Genomic DNA, 18,667 nt, shown 5'->3' on the forward strand with positions numbered 1-18,667 from the left:
CAAGCCAGCCCTTTCGCGAACAAACGAAGTGTCGCGCGGTTCGCTCCCACGCCTTTCGGGCAGAAGCCCGCAAGACGTGGGAACGATCGTGGCGACGCAGCTTACAGACCGTAGCTCATCAAGCGGTCATAACGGCGGGCCAGCAGCTCATCGTTATCGAACTCCTTGAGCATCGCCAGCTGACTGCTCAACTCTTCGCGAATCAAGGCAGCGGCGGCGACCGGATCACGATGCGCGCCACCCAGTGGTTCGGCGATGACCTTGTCGACGATACCCAATCCTTTCAGGCGGTCAGCGGTGATACCCATGGCTTCGGCAGCATCCGGTGCCTTCTCGGCGGTTTTCCACAGAATCGACGCGCAGCCTTCCGGAGAGATTACCGCGTAGGTCGAATACTGCAGCATGTTCAACTGGTCGCATACGCCAATCGCCAGCGCACCACCGGAACCGCCTTCGCCGATAACGGTAGCGATGATCGGCGTCTTGAGACGGGCCATCACGCGCAGGTTCCAGGCAATCGCTTCGCTCTGGTTGCGCTCTTCCGCGTCGATACCAGGGTAGGCACCCGGTGTGTCAATGAAGGTCAGAATCGGCATCTTGAAGCGTTCGGCCATCTCCATCAGACGGCAAGCCTTGCGATAGCCCTCGGGACGCGGCATGCCGAAGTTGCGACGAACCTTCTCGCGCACTTCACGACCTTTCTGGTGGCCGATAACCATGACCGGCTGGCCGTCGAGACGGGCAATACCGCCGACGATTGCTGCGTCATCGGAGAAATGACGATCACCGTGCAGCTCATCGAACTCGGTAAAGATGTTTTCGATGTAGTCCAGCGTGTAGGGACGACGCGGATGGCGTGCCATGCGCGCGATCTGCCAGCTGGTCAGGTTGCCGAAGATGCTTTCGGTAAGCGTCTTGCTCTTGTCTTGCAGCCGGGAGATCTCGTCGCCGATGTTCAGCGAGTTGTCGTTACCCACCAAGCGCAGTTCTTCGATTTTGGCCTGCAAGTCAGCGATAGGCTGTTCGAAATCAAGAAAATTCGGGTTCATAGGCATCCGTCTTGGGTCGACGGCCAAGAGGCCGGCCGGTTGATCCGTCTGCGCCGTTCCTGTTCGGAACCGGCGCGTTCAGGTCGAAATTAAAATTCAGGGTTGAGCGCAAGTCGAGCCTGCGACGTTCAACGATACTGGAGAAAGACGTTCTCACGTCCGAACTGGTCACGCAGAGCTTGAATCAAGCTGTCAGCGGGATCAATCCGCCATGCTTCTCCCAATTGCAGCAATGCACGGGCGTCCTGCCCCGTGTAGTCCACTGTGATCGGACAGGCACCGCGATGGCGCTTGCACAGATCACCCAGCCAGCGCAGCCGGTCGCCCTTGAGTGCTTCGGCGCGTACCGTCACTCGCAGGCTCTCGGCCAGATTGGTGCGCGCATCTTCGATACTCATGACCCGCTTGGCGCGCAACCGCAGCCCCCCGGAGAAGTCATCATTACTGACTTCGCCTTCGACCACCACCATAGCATCGGTCTGCAACAGCGATTGAGCCGAATGAAACGCTTCGGCAAACAGGGATGCTTCAATGCGTGCAGAGCGGTCGTCCAGGGTAATGAACCCCATCTTGTCGCCCTTCTTGTTCTTCATCACACGCAAGGCAATGATCAGGCCGGCCACCGTCTGGGTGTCTCTGGCGGGCTTTAGATCGATGATGCGCTGACGAGCGAAGCGACGAATCTCGCCTTCATACTCATCGATCGGGTGCCCGGTCAGGTACAGCCCCAGCGTTTCCTTTTCACCGCGCAGACGGTCTTTGAGGCTCAGCTCGCGAGTCTTGCGATGATTGGCGTAGACATCGGCATCCGCTTCAACGAACAGGCCGCCAAACAGGTCTGCGTGACCGCTGTCGTGACTGCGCGCGGTCTGCTCTGCCGCCTGAATGGCTTCTTCCAGCGCGGCAAGCAGCACCGAGCGGTTACGATCAATGTTGGCCTGATAGGCCTTGGGTTCCAGTTCGAAGTACGGCCCGAGACGATCCAGCGCACCGCTGCGAATCAGACCATCCAGCGTTCGCTTATTGACCCGCTTAAGATCGACGCGGGCGCAGAAATCGAACAGGTCCTTGAACGGCCCGTTCTGACGCGCATCGGTAATCGCCTCGACCGGGCCCTCGCCCACCCCCTTGATAGCGCCAAGCCCGTAAAGAATGCGGCCATCGTCGCTTACCGTGAACTTGAACTCCGATGTGTTCACGTCCGGCGCATCGAGGCGCAGCTTCATCGTGCGCACTTCTTCGATCAAGGTCACGACCTTGTCGGTGTTGTGCATATCTGCCGACAATACCGCAGCCATGAACGGTGCCGGGTAGTGAGTCTTCAGCCAGGCGGTCTGATATGACACAAGTCCGTAGGCAGCCGAGTGGGATTTGTTGAAGCCGTAACCGGCGAATTTCTCCACCAGATCGAAAATGTTACCGGCCAGGTCCGGATCGATGTTGTTGGTCTTGCAACCCTCAATGAAACCGCCGCGCTGCTTGGCCATTTCCTCGGGCTTTTTCTTACCCATTGCGCGACGCAGCATGTCTGCACCGCCGAGGGTGTAACCGGCCATGACCTGCGCGATCTGCATCACCTGTTCCTGATACAGGATAATGCCGTAGGTCGGTGCCAGTACCGGCTTCAGTCCTTCGTACTGATAATCGACGTGCGGGTAGGACAGCTCGGCGCGACCGTGCTTACGGTTGATGAAGTCGTCAACCATGCCCGATTGCAGCGGGCCGGGGCGGAACAGCGCCACCAGTGCGATCAAGTCTTCCAGACAGTCGGGCTTGAGCTTTTTGATCAGCTCTTTCATGCCGCGCGACTCGAGCTGGAACACAGCCGTGGTCTCGGCGCGCTGCAGCAACTGATAGGTCGGCATGTCGTCGAGCGGGATGAACGCGATGTCCAGCGGTTCTTCGTTGACCTTGGCGCGGTCGCGGTTGATAGTCTTGAGCGCCCAGTCGATGATGGTCAGGGTGCGCAGACCGAGGAAGTCGAACTTCACCAGCCCCGCCGCCTCGACATCGTCCTTGTCGAACTGGGTTACCAGGCCGTCACCGGCCTCGTCGCAATAGATCGGCGAAAAGTCGGTCAGCTTGGTCGGGGCAATAACCACACCACCGGCGTGCTTACCGACGTTACGCACAATGCCTTCAAGCTTGAGCGCCATCTCCCAGATTTCTGCAGCCTCCTCATCAACCTTGAGGAAGTCGCGAAGAATTTCTTCCTGCTCGTAGGCCTTTTCGAGGGTCATGCCGACTTCGAACGGGATCATCTTCGACAGACGATCCGCCAGCCCGTAAGACTTGCCCTGCACCCGCGCCACGTCACGCACCACTGCCTTGGCGGCCATGGAACCGAAGGTGATGATCTGGCTGACCGCATTGCGACCGTATTTCTCGGCCACGTATTCGATCACCCGATCACGGCCGTCCATGCAGAAGTCGACGTCGAAGTCGGGCATGGAAACCCGTTCCGGGTTCAAAAAGCGTTCGAACAGCAGGTCGTATTCCAGCGGGTCGAGGTCGGTGATCTTCTGCACATAGGCAACCAGCGATCCGGCACCCGAACCACGACCCGGCCCCACCGGTACGCCGTTGCTCTTGGCCCACTGGATGAAGTCCATCACGATCAGGAAGTAGCCGGGAAAGCCCATCTGGATGATGATATCCAGCTCGAAATTCAGCCGGTCGACATACACCTGACGCTTGGCTTCGTAATCTTCGGTGGTGTCCTTGGGCAACAGGACGGCAAGACGCTCTTCGAGACCATCGAACGAGACCTTGCGGAAATACTCATCGATGGTCATGCCATCAGGAATCGGGAAGTTGGGCAAAAAGTGAGTGCCCAGCTTAACGTCGATGTTGCAGCGCTTGGCGATCTCGACGGTGTTTTCCAGCGCCTCGGGCAGGTCGCTGAACAGCTCGGCCATTTCTTCCGGGCTTTTCAGGTATTGCTGATCGCTGTAGTTATGCGAACGACGCGGATCGTCCAGCGCCCGGCCTTCGCCAATACAAACGCGAGTCTCGTGGGCTTCGAAGTCAGTCTGCTTGATGAAACGCACATCGTTGGTCGCAACCAGCGGCGCGCCATGGCGTTCGGCCAAGGCAACAGCGGCATGCAAATGCTCTTCGTCATTGTTGCGATTGGTGCGCTGTACTTCGATATAGAAACGCTCGGGAAATACCGCCATCCATTCGCGCAGCAGTTCGTCCGCCTCGCCGGGGTTGCCGCCGAGCAACGCCATGCCGATCTCGCCTTCCTTTGCAGCGGAAAGCGCAATTACGCCTTCACTGGCCTGCGCGACCCACTGGCGCTGGATGACGATCTGGCCGTTGCGCTGGCCTTCGATAAAACCACGGGAAATCAGTTCGGTCAGGTTCCGGTAGCCCTGGGCATTCATGGCCAACAGGCTGATGCGACTGAGCGCAGCGTCTTCATCCCTGCCCGCCAGCCACAAGTCGACGCCACAGATCGGCTTGATGCCCGAGCCTTGCGCGGCCTTGTAGAACTTGACCAGCGAACACATGTTGTTCTGGTCGGTCACCGCCACAGCAGGCATGTTCATGCCGGTCAGCGCCTTGATCAACGGTTTGACCCGGACCAGACCGTCAACCAGCGAGTATTCGGTGTGCAGGCGTAGATGAACGAAAGAAGCCGGCATGGTGATCCTATAAAACGCGAAAATACAAAAAACGAAGGGCAGGATTGTAACGGGCCCGGGATGAAACGTCAGTCCTGCAATAAACCGACTGGCAGCGGGATCGACCCGCCGATCATTATGGATGCTCGCGCTTCATGGGCTGCACGCACAGGTGCAAAGGAGCGTCGGTGAATGGGCGTAGGTCCGAGCCTGGCCAATGCCTCCAGGTGCACCGGCGTAGGATAACCCTTGTGCCCACCGATGCCATAACCCGGATAGATGAGTTCGAACGCTGCCATTTCCCGATCCCGGCTGACCTTGGCGAGAATCGACGCGGCCGCGATGGCAGGCACCCTGGAGTCGCCCTTTACAACCGGCGCAGAAGGCACTGACAACTGCGGGCAACGGTTACCGTCGATGAGCGCCAGCTTCGGCGTGATACTCAGCCCCTCGACGGCACGTTTCATGGCCAGCATCGTGGCGTGCAAAATATTCAATTGGTCGATTTCTTCAACTTCAGCCCGGGCAATGAACCAGCACAGGGCCTTCTCCTGAATTTCGACGTAGAGTTTTTCGCGCCGGGCTTCAGTCAGCTTCTTTGAGTCGTTGAGCCCGAGAATAGGTCGGGCAGGGTCGAGAATGACTGCCGCCGTTACAACCGCGCCGCACAGCGGGCCACGGCCTACTTCATCAACACCTGCTACCAGATCCTCGACGAGTGTGAAATCCAGACCTGTTTGCATGATGGGCGACCTCACAGTGAAGACGACTGGCCGAGCAGGCTCAACACCGCATCAGCGGCCTGATTGGACGCATCTCGACGCAAAATACGGTGAATGGCATCAAAGCCTGCGGTTTGCGCCTGACCGTCGTCGATCAGCGGCAGCAGCGTCCGCGCCAACACTTCGGGGGTGGCGTCATCCTGCAGCAGTTCTGGCACCAGCAGGCGCTGGGCAAGCAGGTTAGGCAGCGACACGTAAGGGCTTTTGACCATCCGCTTGAGTATCCAGAAGGTCAGCGGTGCCAGACGGTAGGCCACCACCATAGGCCGCTTGTAAAGCAGGGCTTCCAGAGTCGCGGTGCCGGAGGCGATCAGTACCGCATCGCATGCTGCCAGCGCCACATGCGACCGCCCGTCGAGCAGCGTGACTGGCAGATTGCGGCCTTGTAACAGCTGCTCTACCTGAGCCCGTCGCTGAGGACTGGCGCAGGGCAGTACGAAGCGCAAGCCAGGGCGCTGGGCGAGAAGAAGCTCGGCAGCATCGAAAAACAAACCGCCCAAACGACCTACTTCGCCGCCCCGGCTGCCCGGCATTAACGCAACAACGGGCGCTTCCTGAGCAAGGCCAAGCCCTGCGCGGGCTGCGGCGCGATCTGACTCCAGAGGGATGGTGTCTGCCAGCGGGTGACCGACAAAGCGTACCGGTACGCCCTTCTCTTCATAGAAACGGGCTTCGAATGGCAACAATGTCAGCATCAGATCACAGCCTTCACGAATCTTCAGCACACGCTTCTGACGCCAGGCCCAGACTGACGGGCTGACATAGTGCACGGTCTTGATGCCCGCGCGGCGTAGCTGAAGTTCGATATTGAGTGTGAAGTCGGGGGCATCGATGCCGATGAAGACGTCCGGCTTTTCATTGATGAGGGTCTGTACCAGCAGCTTGCGACGAGCCAGCAGCTCACGCAGCCTGCCAAGCACCTCGACCAGCCCCATCACCGACAGGCGCTCCATCGGGAAGTAGGACTGCATGCCCTCAGCCTCCATCAACGGGCCACCCACGCCGATGAAACGGATATCGGGATGGCGCACCTTGAGGGCGCGCATAAGGCCGGACCCGAGGATATCGCCGGATGCTTCACCAGCGACCAGAGCGATACATAATGGCGTGGTCATGATTAGCGAATGATACCGCGGGGCGACGTCTGGATAGACTGAAGGAATACGGCCACTTCAGGGAACTGCGCCGCCGGCTCGGCAAGGTCGGCCGCCGCCTGAGCGATGGTCAGCCCCTGACGATAGACTGTCTTGTAGGCTCTGCGCAGCGCATGAATGGCTTCTTCGGAAAAACCACGACGGCGCATGCCCTCGAAATTCATGCTGCGCGCTTCGGCCGGGTTGCCAAACACCGTCACGAACGCCGGAACGTCCTTGCCGATGGCCGTACCCATGCCGGAAAAGCTGTGAGCACCGATATGGCAGAACTGATGCACAAGAGTAAAACCGGACAGGATGGCCCAGTCATCGACATGAACGTGGCCTGCCAGCGCGGTGTTGTTGACCAGTATCACGTGGTTGCCGATCACACTGTCATGGCCGATGTGTGCATAAGCCATGATCAGGTTGTGATCGCCCAGCGTGGTTTCGGCACGGTCCTGAACAGTCCCGCGGTGGATGGTCACACCTTCACGGATCACATTGTGATCACCGATGACAAGACGGGTTTCCTCGCCCTTGTATTTCAGATCAGGCGTGTCTTCGCCCACCGATGAGAACTGGTAGATGCGATTGTGCTTGCCGATCCTGGTGGGTCCCTTAAGGACAACATGAGGACCGACGACTGTACCCTCGCCAATTTCCACACCGGCTCCGATGATCGACCAGGGGCCAACCTCAACGTTGTCGGCCAGAATGGCCGTCGGATCGATGATTGCGCGAGGGTCAATCAAACTCATAGTTTACGTTCCGCACAGATGATTTCGGCAGAGCATACCGCCTTGCCGTCAACTGTAGCCTTGCACTCGAACTTCCAGATCTGACGCTTGCTGCTCAGGAACTTCGCTTCAAGAACCAGCTGGTCGCCCGGCAGAACCGGTTGACGGAAACGCAGTTTGTCAGAACCCACGAAATAATAGAGCGTACCGTCTGACGGCTTGGAGTCGAGCATCTTGAACGCAAGAATACCGGCAGCCTGCGCCATAGCTTCGATGATCAGCACACCCGGCATGATGGGATGCTCGGGGAAGTGGCCGTTGAAAAAAGGCTCGTTGACGCTGACATTCTTGTAGGCGCGAATGTTCTTGTTCTCGATATCCAGCTCGGTCACGCGGTCCACCAGCAGGAACGGGTAACGATGAGGCAGGTATTCGCGAATTTCTTTGATGTCCATCATTTCGAGGGGAAGCCTGTAGTAAAGATTAGGGGTGCGTCGCGACTGCGCAGCACCCCTCTACATCAAGGAGGCAGTTTATCGACTGTGCACGCTTGATATTAAAAAGGTATCAGCCATCAGATGAGCGATTATCGGCGCAGGTCACCGTCTCTACAGCCTTTTCAAGCTTTTGCAGACGTCGCGCCATATCATCGATCTTGCGCAGACGAGCTGCACTCTTGCGCCACTCGGCGGCCGGCTGCATGGCAGTACCGGACGAGTACGAACCCGGCTCGGTAATGGAATGCGTCACCATCGTCATGCCGGTGATGAAAACACCATCACAGATTTCGATATGCCCTACCAGGCCGACACCGCCGGCCAGCATGCAGTGCTTGCCGATTATGGTGCTTCCGGAGATGCCAACACACGCAGCCATCGCTGTGTGATCGCCAACCTGCACGTTGTGGGCAATCTGAATCTGGTTGTCCAGCTTCACACCGTTGCCAATTCGCGTATCGGCCAGAGCACCGCGATCGATCGCCGTATTAACGCCGATCTCGACGTCATCACCCAAAGTGACGCCACCGATTTGTGCAATTTTCTGCCAGACACCCTTCTCATTGGCAAAGCCGAAACCTTCACCGCCCAGCACCGCGCCCGACTGAATGACCACACGTTTGCCGATGCGCACATCGTGATAAAGCGTTACCCGCGGGGCCAGCCAGCCACCTTCACCGATTTCGCAACGCGCACCGATGAAGCTGTGCGCACCAATGGTGACATCGGCTGCAATACGGGCACCGCTCTCGATAACAACGAAAGCGCCAATACTGGCGGCAGGATCAACCTCAGCATCGTCGGCAATCACTGCCGTCGGATGAACGCCCGCCACGCTTTTGGGCTTGGGGTCAAAAAAGTGCGAAATGCGCGCATAGGCCAGGTAAGGATCCGGGACCAATAGCGCATCTCCGGTGTAGCTGTCGGCATCTGCGGGCTTTAGCAGCACGGCAGCAGCCTGGGCATCGACCAGAAATTTACGGTATTGAGATTTTGCCAGGAAACTGATTTGACCAGGGCCGGCTTCTTGTAAAGCAGCCAGCCCGGTGATGTCCTTGTCCTTGTCGCCACGTAGCGTAGCGCCAAGGAACTCGGCCAATTGGCCGAGCTTGATGGTTATGCTCATGGTTACTTCAGCTGGTTCATGCGCTCGATGACCTGGCGAGTAACGTCGTATTGAGGCTTGACGTCAATCACTGCACCGCGCTCGAAGACCAGGTCGAAACCACCTTTCTTGATGACTTCTTCAACAGCCTGATCCAGTTTTGGCTTCAACTGCTTGAGCATTTCACGGTCAGCAACAGCCTTGGCTTCGTTCAGTTCCTTGGACTGGAACTGGAAGTCACGAGCCTTTTGCTTGAATTCAAGCTCCAGACGCTCGCGCTCAGGCTGAGCCATCTTGTCGCCGCCGCTGACCAGACGGTCCTGGATACCCTTGGCGCTGCTTTCCAGGCTCTTCAGCTTGGTCAGTTGCGGACCGAATTTTTTCTCGGCATCAACAGCGTATTTCTTGGCAGCATCAGATTCCAGCAAGGCCATCTGATAGTTCAGTACGGCAATTTTCATGTCGGCAAATGCAGGGCTTGCGACCAGAACGGTTGCCAGCAGTACCAATTGAGTCAACTTACGCACAATACAACTCCTACAAAATTCGTTGCGTTATCAAAGATCAGACGCTTAGAAAGTCTGACCCAGGGAGAATTGGAAGACCTGAGTTTCTGCTTCGTCGTCCGGCTTCTTGATCGGCATCGCCAAGGCGAAGCTCAGAGGGCCGAGCGCAGTGATCCAGGTGACACCGATACCCACAGAGCTGGCCATGCCGGAAAGGTCGATGTTGTTGCATTCGACGTTTTTGCCACTGGCTGTCTTCCTGCTGGAATCGCAGTTTGTATCAAATACGTTGCCGACATCCCAGAACACGGAGGTGCGCAGGGAACGCTGGTCCTTGACGAATGGCAGCGGGAACATGACTTCTACGCCACCCTGCACCAGGGCATTACCACCGAACGGCAGTGGATCCTGGTCCGGATCGGCCAACGTACCGGGTTTGGAACCGTTACTAGGCGTGCTGCGCGGACCAAGCGTGCTGTCCTTGAAGCCACGAACCGAGTTGAAACCACCGGCATAGTAGTTCTCGTAGAACGGCAGACCCGAGGTCGAACCGTAGCCGTCGCCATAACCTAGCTCTGTGTGCAGACGCAGAGTGTAGTTATCGGTGATCGGGTGGAAGTACTGCGCACGGTAATCCAGCTTGAAGAACGACAGGTCGCTGCCCGGTAAGGTAGATTCGAACACCAGGCTTTGCGAATGACCACGGGTCGCCAGTACGCCTTTGTTCAGAGTCGATTCAGACCAGCCGACCGAGCCCTTGAAGTTCAGGTACTTGTCGCCTTCTTTTTCAACAAAGTCGAAGATCTCGTCAACGGTGTACTTGCCGGTCTTGATCTCATCCTGCTGCACGGTCAGGCCGTAGGTCAGGCGCGAGGTTTCGCTGATCGGGTAGCCAAGGTTGATACCGGCACCCAGGCTGTCTACCGCGTAGCTTGCAACATCAACGTCGAGGTCATCGTAGTTGGTGGTGCGGTAGAAGGCGCTGTAACCCAGGCTGACACCATCCGGCGTGTAGTACGGATCGACGTAGCTGAAGTTGTAACGGCTCTGGTATTCGCTGCGGGTCAGACCGATGCTGACCTTGTTACCGGTACCGAGGAAGTTGTTCTGGCTGATCGAACCACCGAGGATCAGACCGGCGCTTTGCGCGAAGCCGACGCTGGCGGTGATCGAGCCGGACGCCTGCTCTTCAACCGCGTAGTTCACGTCAACCTGATCGTCGGTGCCCGGAACAGGCGGCGTCTCGACGTTGACTTCCTTGAAGAAGCCCAGACGATCCAGACGTGTTTTCGACTGGTCGATCAGGTAGGTCGAAGCCCAGCCGCCTTCCATCTGACGCATTTCGCGACGCAGCACTTCATCTTCCGACTTGGTGTTACCGCGGTAGTTGATGCGGTTGACGTAGGCACGCTTGCCAGGATCGACCACGAAGGTGATGTCGACCGTGTGGTCTTCGTTGTTCGGGGTCGGCACGCCGTTGACGTTGGCGAAGGTGTAGCCTTCGTTACCCAGACGACGGGTGATCAATTCGGACGTGGTAGTCATGACCTTACGCGAGAACACCTGACCCGGCTGTACCAGCAGCAGAGACTTGACCTGGTCCTCAGGAACCTTCAGGTCACCGCTGAGTTTGACCGACTTGACGCTGTATTTTTCGCCTTCGTTGATGTTGACCGTGATGTACACGTTCTTCTTGTCCGGCGTGATCGAGACCTGGGTCGAGGCGATATCCATGTTGATATAGCCGCGATCGAGGTAGTACGAACGCAGACGCTCAAGGTCACCCGACAGCTTTTCACGGGCGTACTTGTCATCATTCTTGAAGAACGACAGCCAGTTGCTGGTCTTGAGTTCGAACAGGTCGGTCAGGTCTTCGTCGGAAAAGACCGTGTTGCCCACCACGTTGATATGCTGAATGGAGGCGACGGTGCCTTCATTGATGTTGATTTTCAGGCCTACGCGGTTGCGCGGCTGTGGAACGACCTCGGCGTCAACCTCAGCAGAGTAACGGCCCTGGGCAACGTATTGGCGTTGCAGCTCGTTACGCACACCTTCAAGGGTTGCACGCTGGAAAATTTCACCCTCGGCCAGACCGGACTGTTTCAGCCCCTTCATCAGGTCTTCGGTGGAGATGGCCTTGTTGCCTTCGATTTCGATACTTGCAACCGAAGGACGCTCGACGACGTTGATGACGAGTACGTTGCCATCGCGACCCAGCTGGATATCTTGAAAGAAACCGGTTTTGAACAGCGAACGGGTAGCATCGACCAAACGACCATCGTCCGCCTGCTCGCCTACGTTCAGCGGCAACGCACCAAAAACACTGCCGACGGATACCCGCTGGAGGCCATTGACACGAATATCGGAGATGGTGAAGGACTCGGCGTGAACTTCAGCGATCATCAGTGCGGAAAGAACCGCAGTTAGCAGCAGACGTTTCATGAAGTCCTTTCTTATTCCAACTGGCAATAAACAAACTGCCGCAAAATGCGGCAGATTCGCAACTCGGCAAAGCGTTACAGTCGGCCCAGATCGTTGACCAGCGCGAGCAACATTACGCCCACTACCAGACTGATACCGATCTGTGCCCCCCAACCTTGAACCTTTTCCGAAAGGGGACGACCACGCGCCCACTCGATCAGATAAAACAGCAAATGCCCCCCGTCCAGGACGGGAATGGGCAGCAGATTCAGAACACCCAGGCTAATACTCAGATAAGCGAGGAAGTTCAGAAAATCTCCGATGCCCGACTGGGCCGAATCGCCCGCCACTTTAGCAATGGTTATCGGTCCACTCAAGTTTTTTACCGAGAGCTCGCCGAACAACATTTTCTTCAGTGAGTCCAGGGTCAGCACGCTCATGTTCCACGTGCGCTTTATCCCCTCACCCATCGCGGCGAAAGGACCGTAGCTGACCTCGCGCAGCATTTCCGGTGGCCAATCGACAGCTTTAACGCCAGCCCGCAGATAACCTGCGGCCGCCTTGCCTTCGCCTTTCGCGGAGAGGGTTACAGGGACGTCCATTTGTACACCGTCACGCTCGATGCGCAGCGATACTTTTGCTTCAGGGCGCTCGCGTACCCGGTCAACAACCTGCTGCCACTCATTGAGCGGCTGACCGTCCATCGAAATCAGGCGATCTCCGGTTTTAAGCCCGGCACTCTGCGCCGGACCTTTCGGGTCGATCTCTGCCAGCACCGGCAACAAGGCCGGGCGCCACGGACGAATACCCAGCGACTTGATCGGATCAGGCTCTTCAGCCCCCCGGAGCCAGTCATTGAGCACCAGCTCACGAGACGTGTCGACCGTCGAACCCGGATCCCTGAGCTTCAAAGCGATGGTGCCGCTTTCACCCAGACGGCGGACCAGTTGCAGATTGACCCCCGCCCAGCCCGACGTCGGCTCGCCGTCGACTGCGACGATTTCCTGCCCGGCAGTCAGACCCGCCTGCTGAGCGATGCTTCCGGACTCCACGGCACCGATAACCGGACGAACCTGCTCGCTGCCCATCATCGCCAGCACCCAGAAAAACGCGATGGCCAACAGGAAATTGGCTGTCGGGCCTGCGATCACGATTGCGATACGCTGCCCGACGGTCTTGCGGTTGAACGACTGATCGGCAAGCTCGGGCGGGACATTGCCTTCGCGCTCGTCGAGCATTTTGACATAGCCACCCAGCGGAATTGCAGCGACCACGTACTCGGTACCCTGACGATCACTCCAACGCAGAAGAGGCGTGCCGAAGCCCACCGAAAAACGCAGCACCTTGACGCCGCAACGCCTGGCCACCCAGAAGTGGCCGAATTCGTGGAAGGTCACCAGCACGCCCAACGCTATCAGGGTGCCGAGAATCATGTATAAAGCGCTCATCAGCCTTCTCCGGGTACCGACTGGTCGGCCAGTGTGTTAATCATCGCAGACTTCAAAGCCTGCCGTTGACGCACCACATCGACCCTTTCATTCAAATCCTGACGGGTCATCAGATCGCTATCGCGCGTTTCTTTCAAGCCATTGGCCCGCGAGCAAACGCGCTTTTGCATCCGCGGCAAACACCGCGTCGAGCCCTTCGACCGCAGTCACAGGCTCATGATTCAGAACCTCCTCGATAATACCGGCGATTTCCAGGTAACGGATACGCCCATCGAGGAATGCAGCGACAGCCACTTCATTGGCTGCGTTAAGCATGGCAGGCGCACTGCCTCCAGCCTCTGCCGCATGACGCGCTAACCGCAGGCAGGGGAAACGCTCCTCGTCCGGCTTTTGAAAATCAAGCTGGCCGATACGGAACATATCCAGAGGCGCAACGCCAGAGTCTACACGTGCAGGCCAGGCCAATGCATTGGCGATGGGCGTGCGCATGTCGGGATTGCCCAATTGAGCGAGCACAGAGCCATCAACATAATCGACCAGCGAGTGGATCACGCTCTGTGGATGGATGACCACCTCGACCTGATCCGGACGTGCATCGAACAACCAGCAGGCTTCGATCAGCTCGAGCCCCTTGTTCATCATGGTCGCCGAATCAACGGAAATCTTGCGCCCCATCGACCAGACAGGATGCGCGCAGGCCTGTTCGGGCGTTACATTCTGCAACTGTTCGAGCGGGGTTTCGCGGAAAGGCCCGCCCGAGGCCGTCAACATGATCCGCCTGACACCCACAGCACCAAGCCCGCGAGCAAAATCGCCCGGCAGGCACTGGAAAATCGCATTGTGCTCACTGTCGATGGGCAGCAGCACTGCGCCGCTCTGCCGAACAGCCTGCATAAACAGGTCGCCGGACATGACCAGCGCTTCCTTGTTGGCCAGCAAGACCTTTTTGCCCGCCTCGACCGCAGCCAGTGTTGGGCGCAGACCGGCAGCGCCGACAATGGCGGCCATGACAGCGTCCACGCGCGGGTGCGCAGCCACTTCACACAGACCGCCCTCGCCCACCAGAACCCGGGTGTCGAGCCCGGCCGCAGCAAGGTCGTCCTGCAATTTACGGGCGACGAACTGATCGGGAACCACGGCGTATTGCGGGGTATGCCGGACGCACAGGGCCAGCAACTCATCGAGACGACTGAAGCCCGTAAGCGCGAACACCTGATAAAGCGAAGGATGACGTGCGACGACATCCAGAGTGCTCAGACCGATAGAGCCTGTTGCACCCAGAATGGTGATGTGTTGCGGCCCACTCACATGACACCCCAGTCGGCGGCCCAGAGCAGAACGGCAAATACCGGAATGGCCGCAGTAAGGCTGTCGATACGGTCCAGCACACCGCCGTGCCCAGGCAGCAGGTTGCTGCTGTCCTTGACCCCTGACTGGCGCTTGAACATGCTTTCAGTCAGGTCGCCAATTACGGAGATGAACACAATCACAGCAGCGCCAAGAAGCCCGGCGATGAACTGAGCAACCGTCCAGTCACGAGAAACGCCCACAGCGGCCATGATGCCCAGACTGACCGCAAGACCGCCGTATACGCCCTCCCAGCTCTTGCCCGGACTTACCTTGGGGGCCAGTTTGCGCTTGCCGAAAGCCTTGCCGGAGAAATAGGCGCCAATGTCGGCAGCCCAGACCAGCACCATCACTGACAGAATCAGCCAGTTACCCAGCGGCCACTGCTTGATCAGCACCAACCCCTGCCAGGCAGGCAGCAAAATCAAAAGACCGATCACCAGCTTGCAGGCCGCGCTTGCCCAGTGGCTACTGGAGTCCGGATAGGTAAGAACCAGAAAGGTCGCCACGCCCCACCAGATGACTGCAGCGACGAGCACCCAGGGCTCCAACCCTGGCAGCAGGTACATGAGGAATAGCAGAATTGCGACCACAGCCGCATAACCGATGCGCATCGACTGCGCAGCAAAACCTGCGAGCCGCGCCCATTCCCAGGCACCCAGCACGACAACAACCCCGATGAACAGGGCGAAATACATGCCGGTCAGCAGGAAAAAACCACACAAGGCGATCGGCAACAGAATGAGTGCCGTGATGATCCGTTGTTTCAGCATTAAGCCCGGGCTCCAGCTTCTACCTGTTCGCTGGTTTTACCGAAGCGACGTTGGCGAGAAGCGAAATCTGCCAGCGCGGCGCGCATGGCATCGTGTTTGAAGTCCGGCCAGAACAGGTCGGAGAAGTACAGCTCGGCGTAGGCCAGCTGCCAAAGCAGGAAGTTACTGATGCGGTGCTCGCCACCGGTGCGAATGCACAGGTCCGGCAACGGCAGATCGCCCGTTGCCAGACAGGTCTGCAGCAGCTCGGGGGTTATATCCTCCGGTTGCAGATGCCCGGCCTGAACCTCGCGCGCCAGCCGCTGGGCAGCCTGTGCGATGTCCCATTGCCCACCGTAGTTGGCAGCGATCTGCAGCACGAAACGGCTATTGCCGGACGTACGCACTTCCGCCTCGCGCATTGCAGCCTGCAGCTCGGGATGAAAGCGCGAGCGGTCGCCAATGATCCGCAGGCTGATGTCGTTCTCGTTCAGGCGCTTGGTTTCACGGCGTAGCGCCGTTAAGAAAAGCTCCATCAGTGCACCAACCTCTTCGGCCGGGCGCTGCCAGTTTTCACTGGAGAACGCGAACAGTGTCAGCACCTCGACCTTGGCTTCGGCACACACCTCGATAACGGCCCGCACAGCGTCGACGCCCGCCTTATGGCCAGCAACGCCTGCCAGCAGGCGCTTCTTGGCCCAGCGATTATTACCGTCCATGATAATCGCGACATGGCGCGGTACCGAAGACGGCACGGCCGGTTTTATCTTTTCCATGAAAGCGTCCGAAACCTTAAACAGCCATCAGATCAGCTTCTTTCTGCTTCACAGCAACTTCGATTTCAGCAACGAATTTGTCAGTCAGCTTTTGCACGTCGTCCGCCGCGCGACGCTCTTCGTCTTCGCTGATTTCCTTCTCCTTGACCAGATCTTTCAACTGGCTCAGGGCGTCACGACGAATGTTGCGTACAGCAACACGAGCGTCTTCAGCGGCGTCGCGTGCCTGCTTGGTGAAGCCCTTGCGGGTTTCCTCGGTCAGCGCCGGCATGGAGATCAGCAGCAGCTCACCCAGGTTGGTCGGATTGAAGCCCAGACCGGAGCTCTGGATGGCCTTGTCGACAGCAGCAAGCATATTACGCTCGAACGCCACGACCTGAAGAGTGCGCGAGTCCTTGACGGTCACGTTGGCAACCTGACTCAGCGGCGTGTCGGCACCGTAATAAGGGACCATGACACCACCCAGAATGCTCGGGTGCGCCTTGCCGGTGCGGATTCGGGTGAACGCGTGGTTCAGCGACTCCAGACTCTTCTGCATGCGGGTCTGAGCGTCTTTCTTGATTTCGTTGATCATTGTTGGGCTTCCTCGATCAGGGTCCCTTCAGCGCCACCATGGACGATATTCAGAAGGGCACCCGGCTTGTTCATGTTGAAGACGCGCAATGGCATCTTGTGATCGCGACACAGGCAGATTGCGGTCAGATCCATCACGCCCAACTTGCGATCCAGCACTTCATCGTAAGTCAAATGATCGAACTTCTCGGCATTCGGGTCCTTGAACGGATCTGCGGTATACACGCCATCCACCTTGGTGGCCTTGAGCACTACATCGGCGTCGATCTCGATCGCGCGCAGGCAGGCAGCCGAATCGGTCGTAAAGAACGGATTACCCGTACCCGCAGCAAAAATCACCACTTCCTTGGCGCTGAGATGGCGCATGGCCTTGCGGCGATCATAATGATCGGTCACACCCAGCATGGAAATGGCCGACATCACGATGGCCGTGATATTAGCGCGCTCCAGCGCATCGCGCATTGCCAGGGCGTTCATCACAGTGGCCAGCATGCCCATGTGGTCGCCTGTTACCCGATCCATACCCGCAGCACTCAAGGCTGCGCCACGGAAAAGGTTACCGCCGCCGATCACCAGACCGACCTGAACACCGATACCGACCAGCTGGCCGACTTCCAGCGCCATACGGTCCAGCACCTTGGGGTCAATGCCGAACTCTTCCGAGCCCATGAGGGCCTCACCGCTGAGCTTGAGTAGAATGCGTTTATAGCGAGCCTGATAACCACTGCCCTGCTGAGCCATTGCGAATCTCTCCTGCGGCGTTTTCTGAAAAAAATCTGTGCTGGCTATTTCAAGCCTGCGCTTACTTTAGCTTGACGCTCTGCGAGCGTCGGGAGAATGCAGCCTTGTGAGCACAATCTCCAAGGAAAATTTCCTTTTCTCTTTCGACAAAGAGGCCGCACGCGTGAGCGGGCAGCCTCTTTGGGGCGACAGTTGAAAAACCGTCTTACTGCTTGGCAGCAGCCAGCTGTGCAGCCACTTCGTCAGCGAAGTTATCAACTGGCTTCTCGATGCCGTCGCCTACTTTGAAGTAGGTGAAGGAAACGATTTCAGCACCGGCTTTCTTGGCCAGATCACCGACCTTGACTTCCGGGTTCTTGACGAACGCCTGCTCGACAAGGCTAGCTTCAGCCAGGAACTTGGTGATACGGCCGCCAACCATTTTTTCAACGATTTCAGCTGGCTTGCCTTTGATCTTGTCTTCGTTCAGTTGCAGGAAGACGTTTTTCTCGCGCTCGATCGCTTCGGCAGAAACTTCCGAAGGGAACAGGAACTCGGGGTTGCTTGCCGCTACGTGCATGGCGATATCTTTAGCCAGCTCGACGTTGCCACCTTTGAGGGTAACTACCACACCGATCTTGTTACCGTGCAGGTAAGTACCTACAACGTCGCCCTCGATACGCTTCAGGCGGCGGATGTTGACGTTTTCGCCAACCTTGCCGACCAGCACCAGACGTGCAGCTTCCTGAGCTTCGATCAGCGGAGCGACATCAGTCAGCTTGTCAGCAAAGGCTTTTTCGACGCTTGCAGCAACGAAAGCCTTGAAGTCGTCCTGCAGAGCCAGGAAGTCGGTCTGCGAGTTGACTTCGATGATGACAGCAGCCTTGCCGTCATCCTTGATGGCGATCGCGCCTTCAGCAGCAACGTTGCCTGCTTTCTTGGCGGCCTTGATCGCGCCGGAAGCACGCATATCGTCGATTGCTTTTTCGATGTCGCCGCCAGCCTTGGTCAAGGCCTTTTTGCAGTCCATCATGCCTTCGCCGGTACGCTCGCGCAGTTCTTTGACCAACGCTGCAGTAATCTCTGCCATTTCAAAATCCTCTTGGATAGGTCTTCAACCATTCCACCCGGCTCGCCGGGCGTGCAATTCTTGAAAAATCAGGGTGGCAGCAACACATGACAGCAAGGT

16 protein-coding genes are annotated in these 18,667 nt (G+C 57.9%); all 16 read right to left on the reverse strand.

From position 1 onward, the window contains the following. Window positions 1–101 precede the first annotated feature (101 nt). Window positions 102–1,049 carry an acetyl-CoA carboxylase carboxyl transferase subunit alpha gene (gene accA / locus AO277_RS17175; protein WP_002554714.1) on the reverse strand — a complete coding sequence of 316 codons (948 nt, stop codon included), beginning with the start codon at window positions 1,047–1,049 and terminating at the stop codon, window positions 102–104. A 128-nt stretch (window positions 1,050–1,177) separates the two neighbouring features. Next, window positions 1,178–4,699 (reverse strand): DNA polymerase III subunit alpha, encoded by a 3,522-nt coding sequence (dnaE, locus tag AO277_RS17180; RefSeq protein WP_004666023.1) that lies wholly within the window; start codon window positions 4,697–4,699, stop codon window positions 1,178–1,180. A gap of 68 nt (window positions 4,700–4,767) precedes the next feature. After that, the gene (rnhB, locus tag AO277_RS17185) at window positions 4,768–5,421 is read right to left on the reverse strand and encodes a ribonuclease HII (RefSeq protein WP_002554716.1); all 654 of its coding nucleotides are present in this window, start codon (window positions 5,419–5,421) and stop codon (window positions 4,768–4,770) included. A gap of 11 nt (window positions 5,422–5,432) precedes the next feature. Then, complete coding sequence (gene lpxB / locus AO277_RS17190) at window positions 5,433–6,575, reverse strand: lipid-A-disaccharide synthase (protein ID WP_044317347.1); 1,143 nt, start codon at window positions 6,573–6,575, stop codon at window positions 5,433–5,435. A 2-nt stretch (window positions 6,576–6,577) separates the two neighbouring features. After that, on the reverse strand, window positions 6,578–7,354 hold the full coding sequence (lpxA, locus tag AO277_RS17195) for an acyl-ACP--UDP-N-acetylglucosamine O-acyltransferase (RefSeq protein WP_044317346.1): 777 nt from the start codon (window positions 7,352–7,354) through the stop codon (window positions 6,578–6,580). Further along, the gene (gene fabZ / locus AO277_RS17200; protein WP_002554719.1) at window positions 7,351–7,791 is read right to left on the reverse strand and encodes a 3-hydroxyacyl-ACP dehydratase FabZ; all 441 of its coding nucleotides are present in this window, start codon (window positions 7,789–7,791) and stop codon (window positions 7,351–7,353) included. The genes lpxA and fabZ overlap by 4 nt, the downstream gene beginning before the upstream one ends. A gap of 109 nt (window positions 7,792–7,900) precedes the next feature. Next, entirely contained in the window at window positions 7,901–8,956 is a 1,056-nt protein-coding gene (gene lpxD, locus AO277_RS17205; RefSeq protein ID WP_044317345.1) for a UDP-3-O-(3-hydroxymyristoyl)glucosamine N-acyltransferase, read from the reverse strand. Window positions 8,957–8,958: 2 nt separating this feature from the next. After that, window positions 8,959–9,462, reverse strand: a complete 504-nt coding sequence (locus tag AO277_RS17210) for an OmpH/Skp family outer membrane protein (protein WP_002554721.1) — start codon at window positions 9,460–9,462, stop codon at window positions 8,959–8,961. Window positions 9,463–9,507: 45 nt separating this feature from the next. Then, window positions 9,508–11,883 (reverse strand): outer membrane protein assembly factor BamA, encoded by a 2,376-nt coding sequence (gene bamA, locus AO277_RS17215; protein WP_044317344.1) that lies wholly within the window; start codon window positions 11,881–11,883, stop codon window positions 9,508–9,510. A 74-nt stretch (window positions 11,884–11,957) separates the two neighbouring features. Then, window positions 11,958–13,310 (reverse strand): sigma E protease regulator RseP, encoded by a 1,353-nt coding sequence (rseP, locus tag AO277_RS17220; RefSeq protein WP_044317343.1) that lies wholly within the window; start codon window positions 13,308–13,310, stop codon window positions 11,958–11,960. 117 nt (window positions 13,311–13,427) lie between these two features. After that, window positions 13,428–14,618, reverse strand: a complete 1,191-nt coding sequence (gene ispC / locus AO277_RS17225) for a 1-deoxy-D-xylulose-5-phosphate reductoisomerase (RefSeq protein ID WP_044317342.1) — start codon at window positions 14,616–14,618, stop codon at window positions 13,428–13,430. After that, window positions 14,615–15,430: a phosphatidate cytidylyltransferase gene (locus AO277_RS17230; RefSeq protein ID WP_044317341.1), complete on the reverse strand. Its 816-nt coding sequence runs from the start codon at window positions 15,428–15,430 to the stop codon at window positions 14,615–14,617. Before AO277_RS17230 ends, ispC begins: the two co-directional genes overlap by 4 nt. Then, window positions 15,430–16,185, reverse strand: a complete 756-nt coding sequence (gene uppS / locus AO277_RS17235) for a polyprenyl diphosphate synthase (RefSeq protein ID WP_044317340.1) — start codon at window positions 16,183–16,185, stop codon at window positions 15,430–15,432. Before uppS ends, AO277_RS17230 begins: the two co-directional genes overlap by 1 nt. Window positions 16,186–16,201: 16 nt before the next feature. Further along, a complete protein-coding gene (gene frr, locus AO277_RS17240; protein ID WP_031596309.1) occupies window positions 16,202–16,759 on the reverse strand; it encodes a ribosome recycling factor in 558 nt (185 codons plus the stop codon). Then, window positions 16,756–17,499 carry a UMP kinase gene (pyrH, locus tag AO277_RS17245; protein WP_002554728.1) on the reverse strand — a complete coding sequence of 248 codons (744 nt, stop codon included), beginning with the start codon at window positions 17,497–17,499 and terminating at the stop codon, window positions 16,756–16,758. Before pyrH ends, frr begins: the two co-directional genes overlap by 4 nt. Before the next feature lie 205 nt (window positions 17,500–17,704). After that, window positions 17,705–18,568, reverse strand: coding sequence for a translation elongation factor Ts (tsf, locus tag AO277_RS17250; RefSeq protein ID WP_002554729.1), 864 nt, complete (start codon window positions 18,566–18,568; stop codon window positions 17,705–17,707). Window positions 18,569–18,667 lie beyond the last annotated feature (99 nt).

This window comes from Pseudomonas amygdali (genome assembly GCF_002699855.1).
Lineage (GTDB): Bacteria > Pseudomonadota > Gammaproteobacteria > Pseudomonadales > Pseudomonadaceae > Aquipseudomonas > Aquipseudomonas amygdali.

Bases quoted from the DNA above. Each gene is read 5' to 3' on its own strand.
- accA (WP_002554714.1), bottom strand. From the start codon at position 1,049: ATGAACCCGAATTTTCTTGATTTCGAACAGCCTATCGCTGACTTGCAG.
- dnaE (WP_004666023.1), bottom strand. From the start codon at position 4,699: ATGCCGGCTTCTTTCGTTCATCTACGCCTGCACACCGAATACTCGCTG.
- rnhB (WP_002554716.1), bottom strand. From the start codon at position 5,421: ATGCAAACAGGTCTGGATTTCACACTCGTCGAGGATCTGGTAGCAGGT.
- lpxB (WP_044317347.1), bottom strand. From the start codon at position 6,575: ATGACCACGCCATTATGTATCGCTCTGGTCGCTGGTGAAGCATCCGGC.
- lpxA (WP_044317346.1), bottom strand. From the start codon at position 7,354: ATGAGTTTGATTGACCCTCGCGCAATCATCGATCCGACGGCCATTCTG.
- fabZ (WP_002554719.1), bottom strand. From the start codon at position 7,791: ATGATGGACATCAAAGAAATTCGCGAATACCTGCCTCATCGTTACCCG.
- lpxD (WP_044317345.1), bottom strand. From the start codon at position 8,956: ATGAGCATAACCATCAAGCTCGGCCAATTGGCCGAGTTCCTTGGCGCT.
- bamA (WP_044317344.1), bottom strand. From the start codon at position 11,883: ATGAAACGTCTGCTGCTAACTGCGGTTCTTTCCGCACTGATGATCGCT.
- rseP (WP_044317343.1), bottom strand. From the start codon at position 13,310: ATGAGCGCTTTATACATGATTCTCGGCACCCTGATAGCGTTGGGCGTG.
- AO277_RS17230 (WP_044317341.1), bottom strand. From the start codon at position 15,430: ATGCTGAAACAACGGATCATCACGGCACTCATTCTGTTGCCGATCGCC.
- uppS (WP_044317340.1), bottom strand. From the start codon at position 16,185: ATGGAAAAGATAAAACCGGCCGTGCCGTCTTCGGTACCGCGCCATGTC.
- frr (WP_031596309.1), bottom strand. From the start codon at position 16,759: ATGATCAACGAAATCAAGAAAGACGCTCAGACCCGCATGCAGAAGAGT.
- pyrH (WP_002554728.1), bottom strand. From the start codon at position 17,499: ATGGCTCAGCAGGGCAGTGGTTATCAGGCTCGCTATAAACGCATTCTA.
- tsf (WP_002554729.1), bottom strand. From the start codon at position 18,568: ATGGCAGAGATTACTGCAGCGTTGGTCAAAGAACTGCGCGAGCGTACC.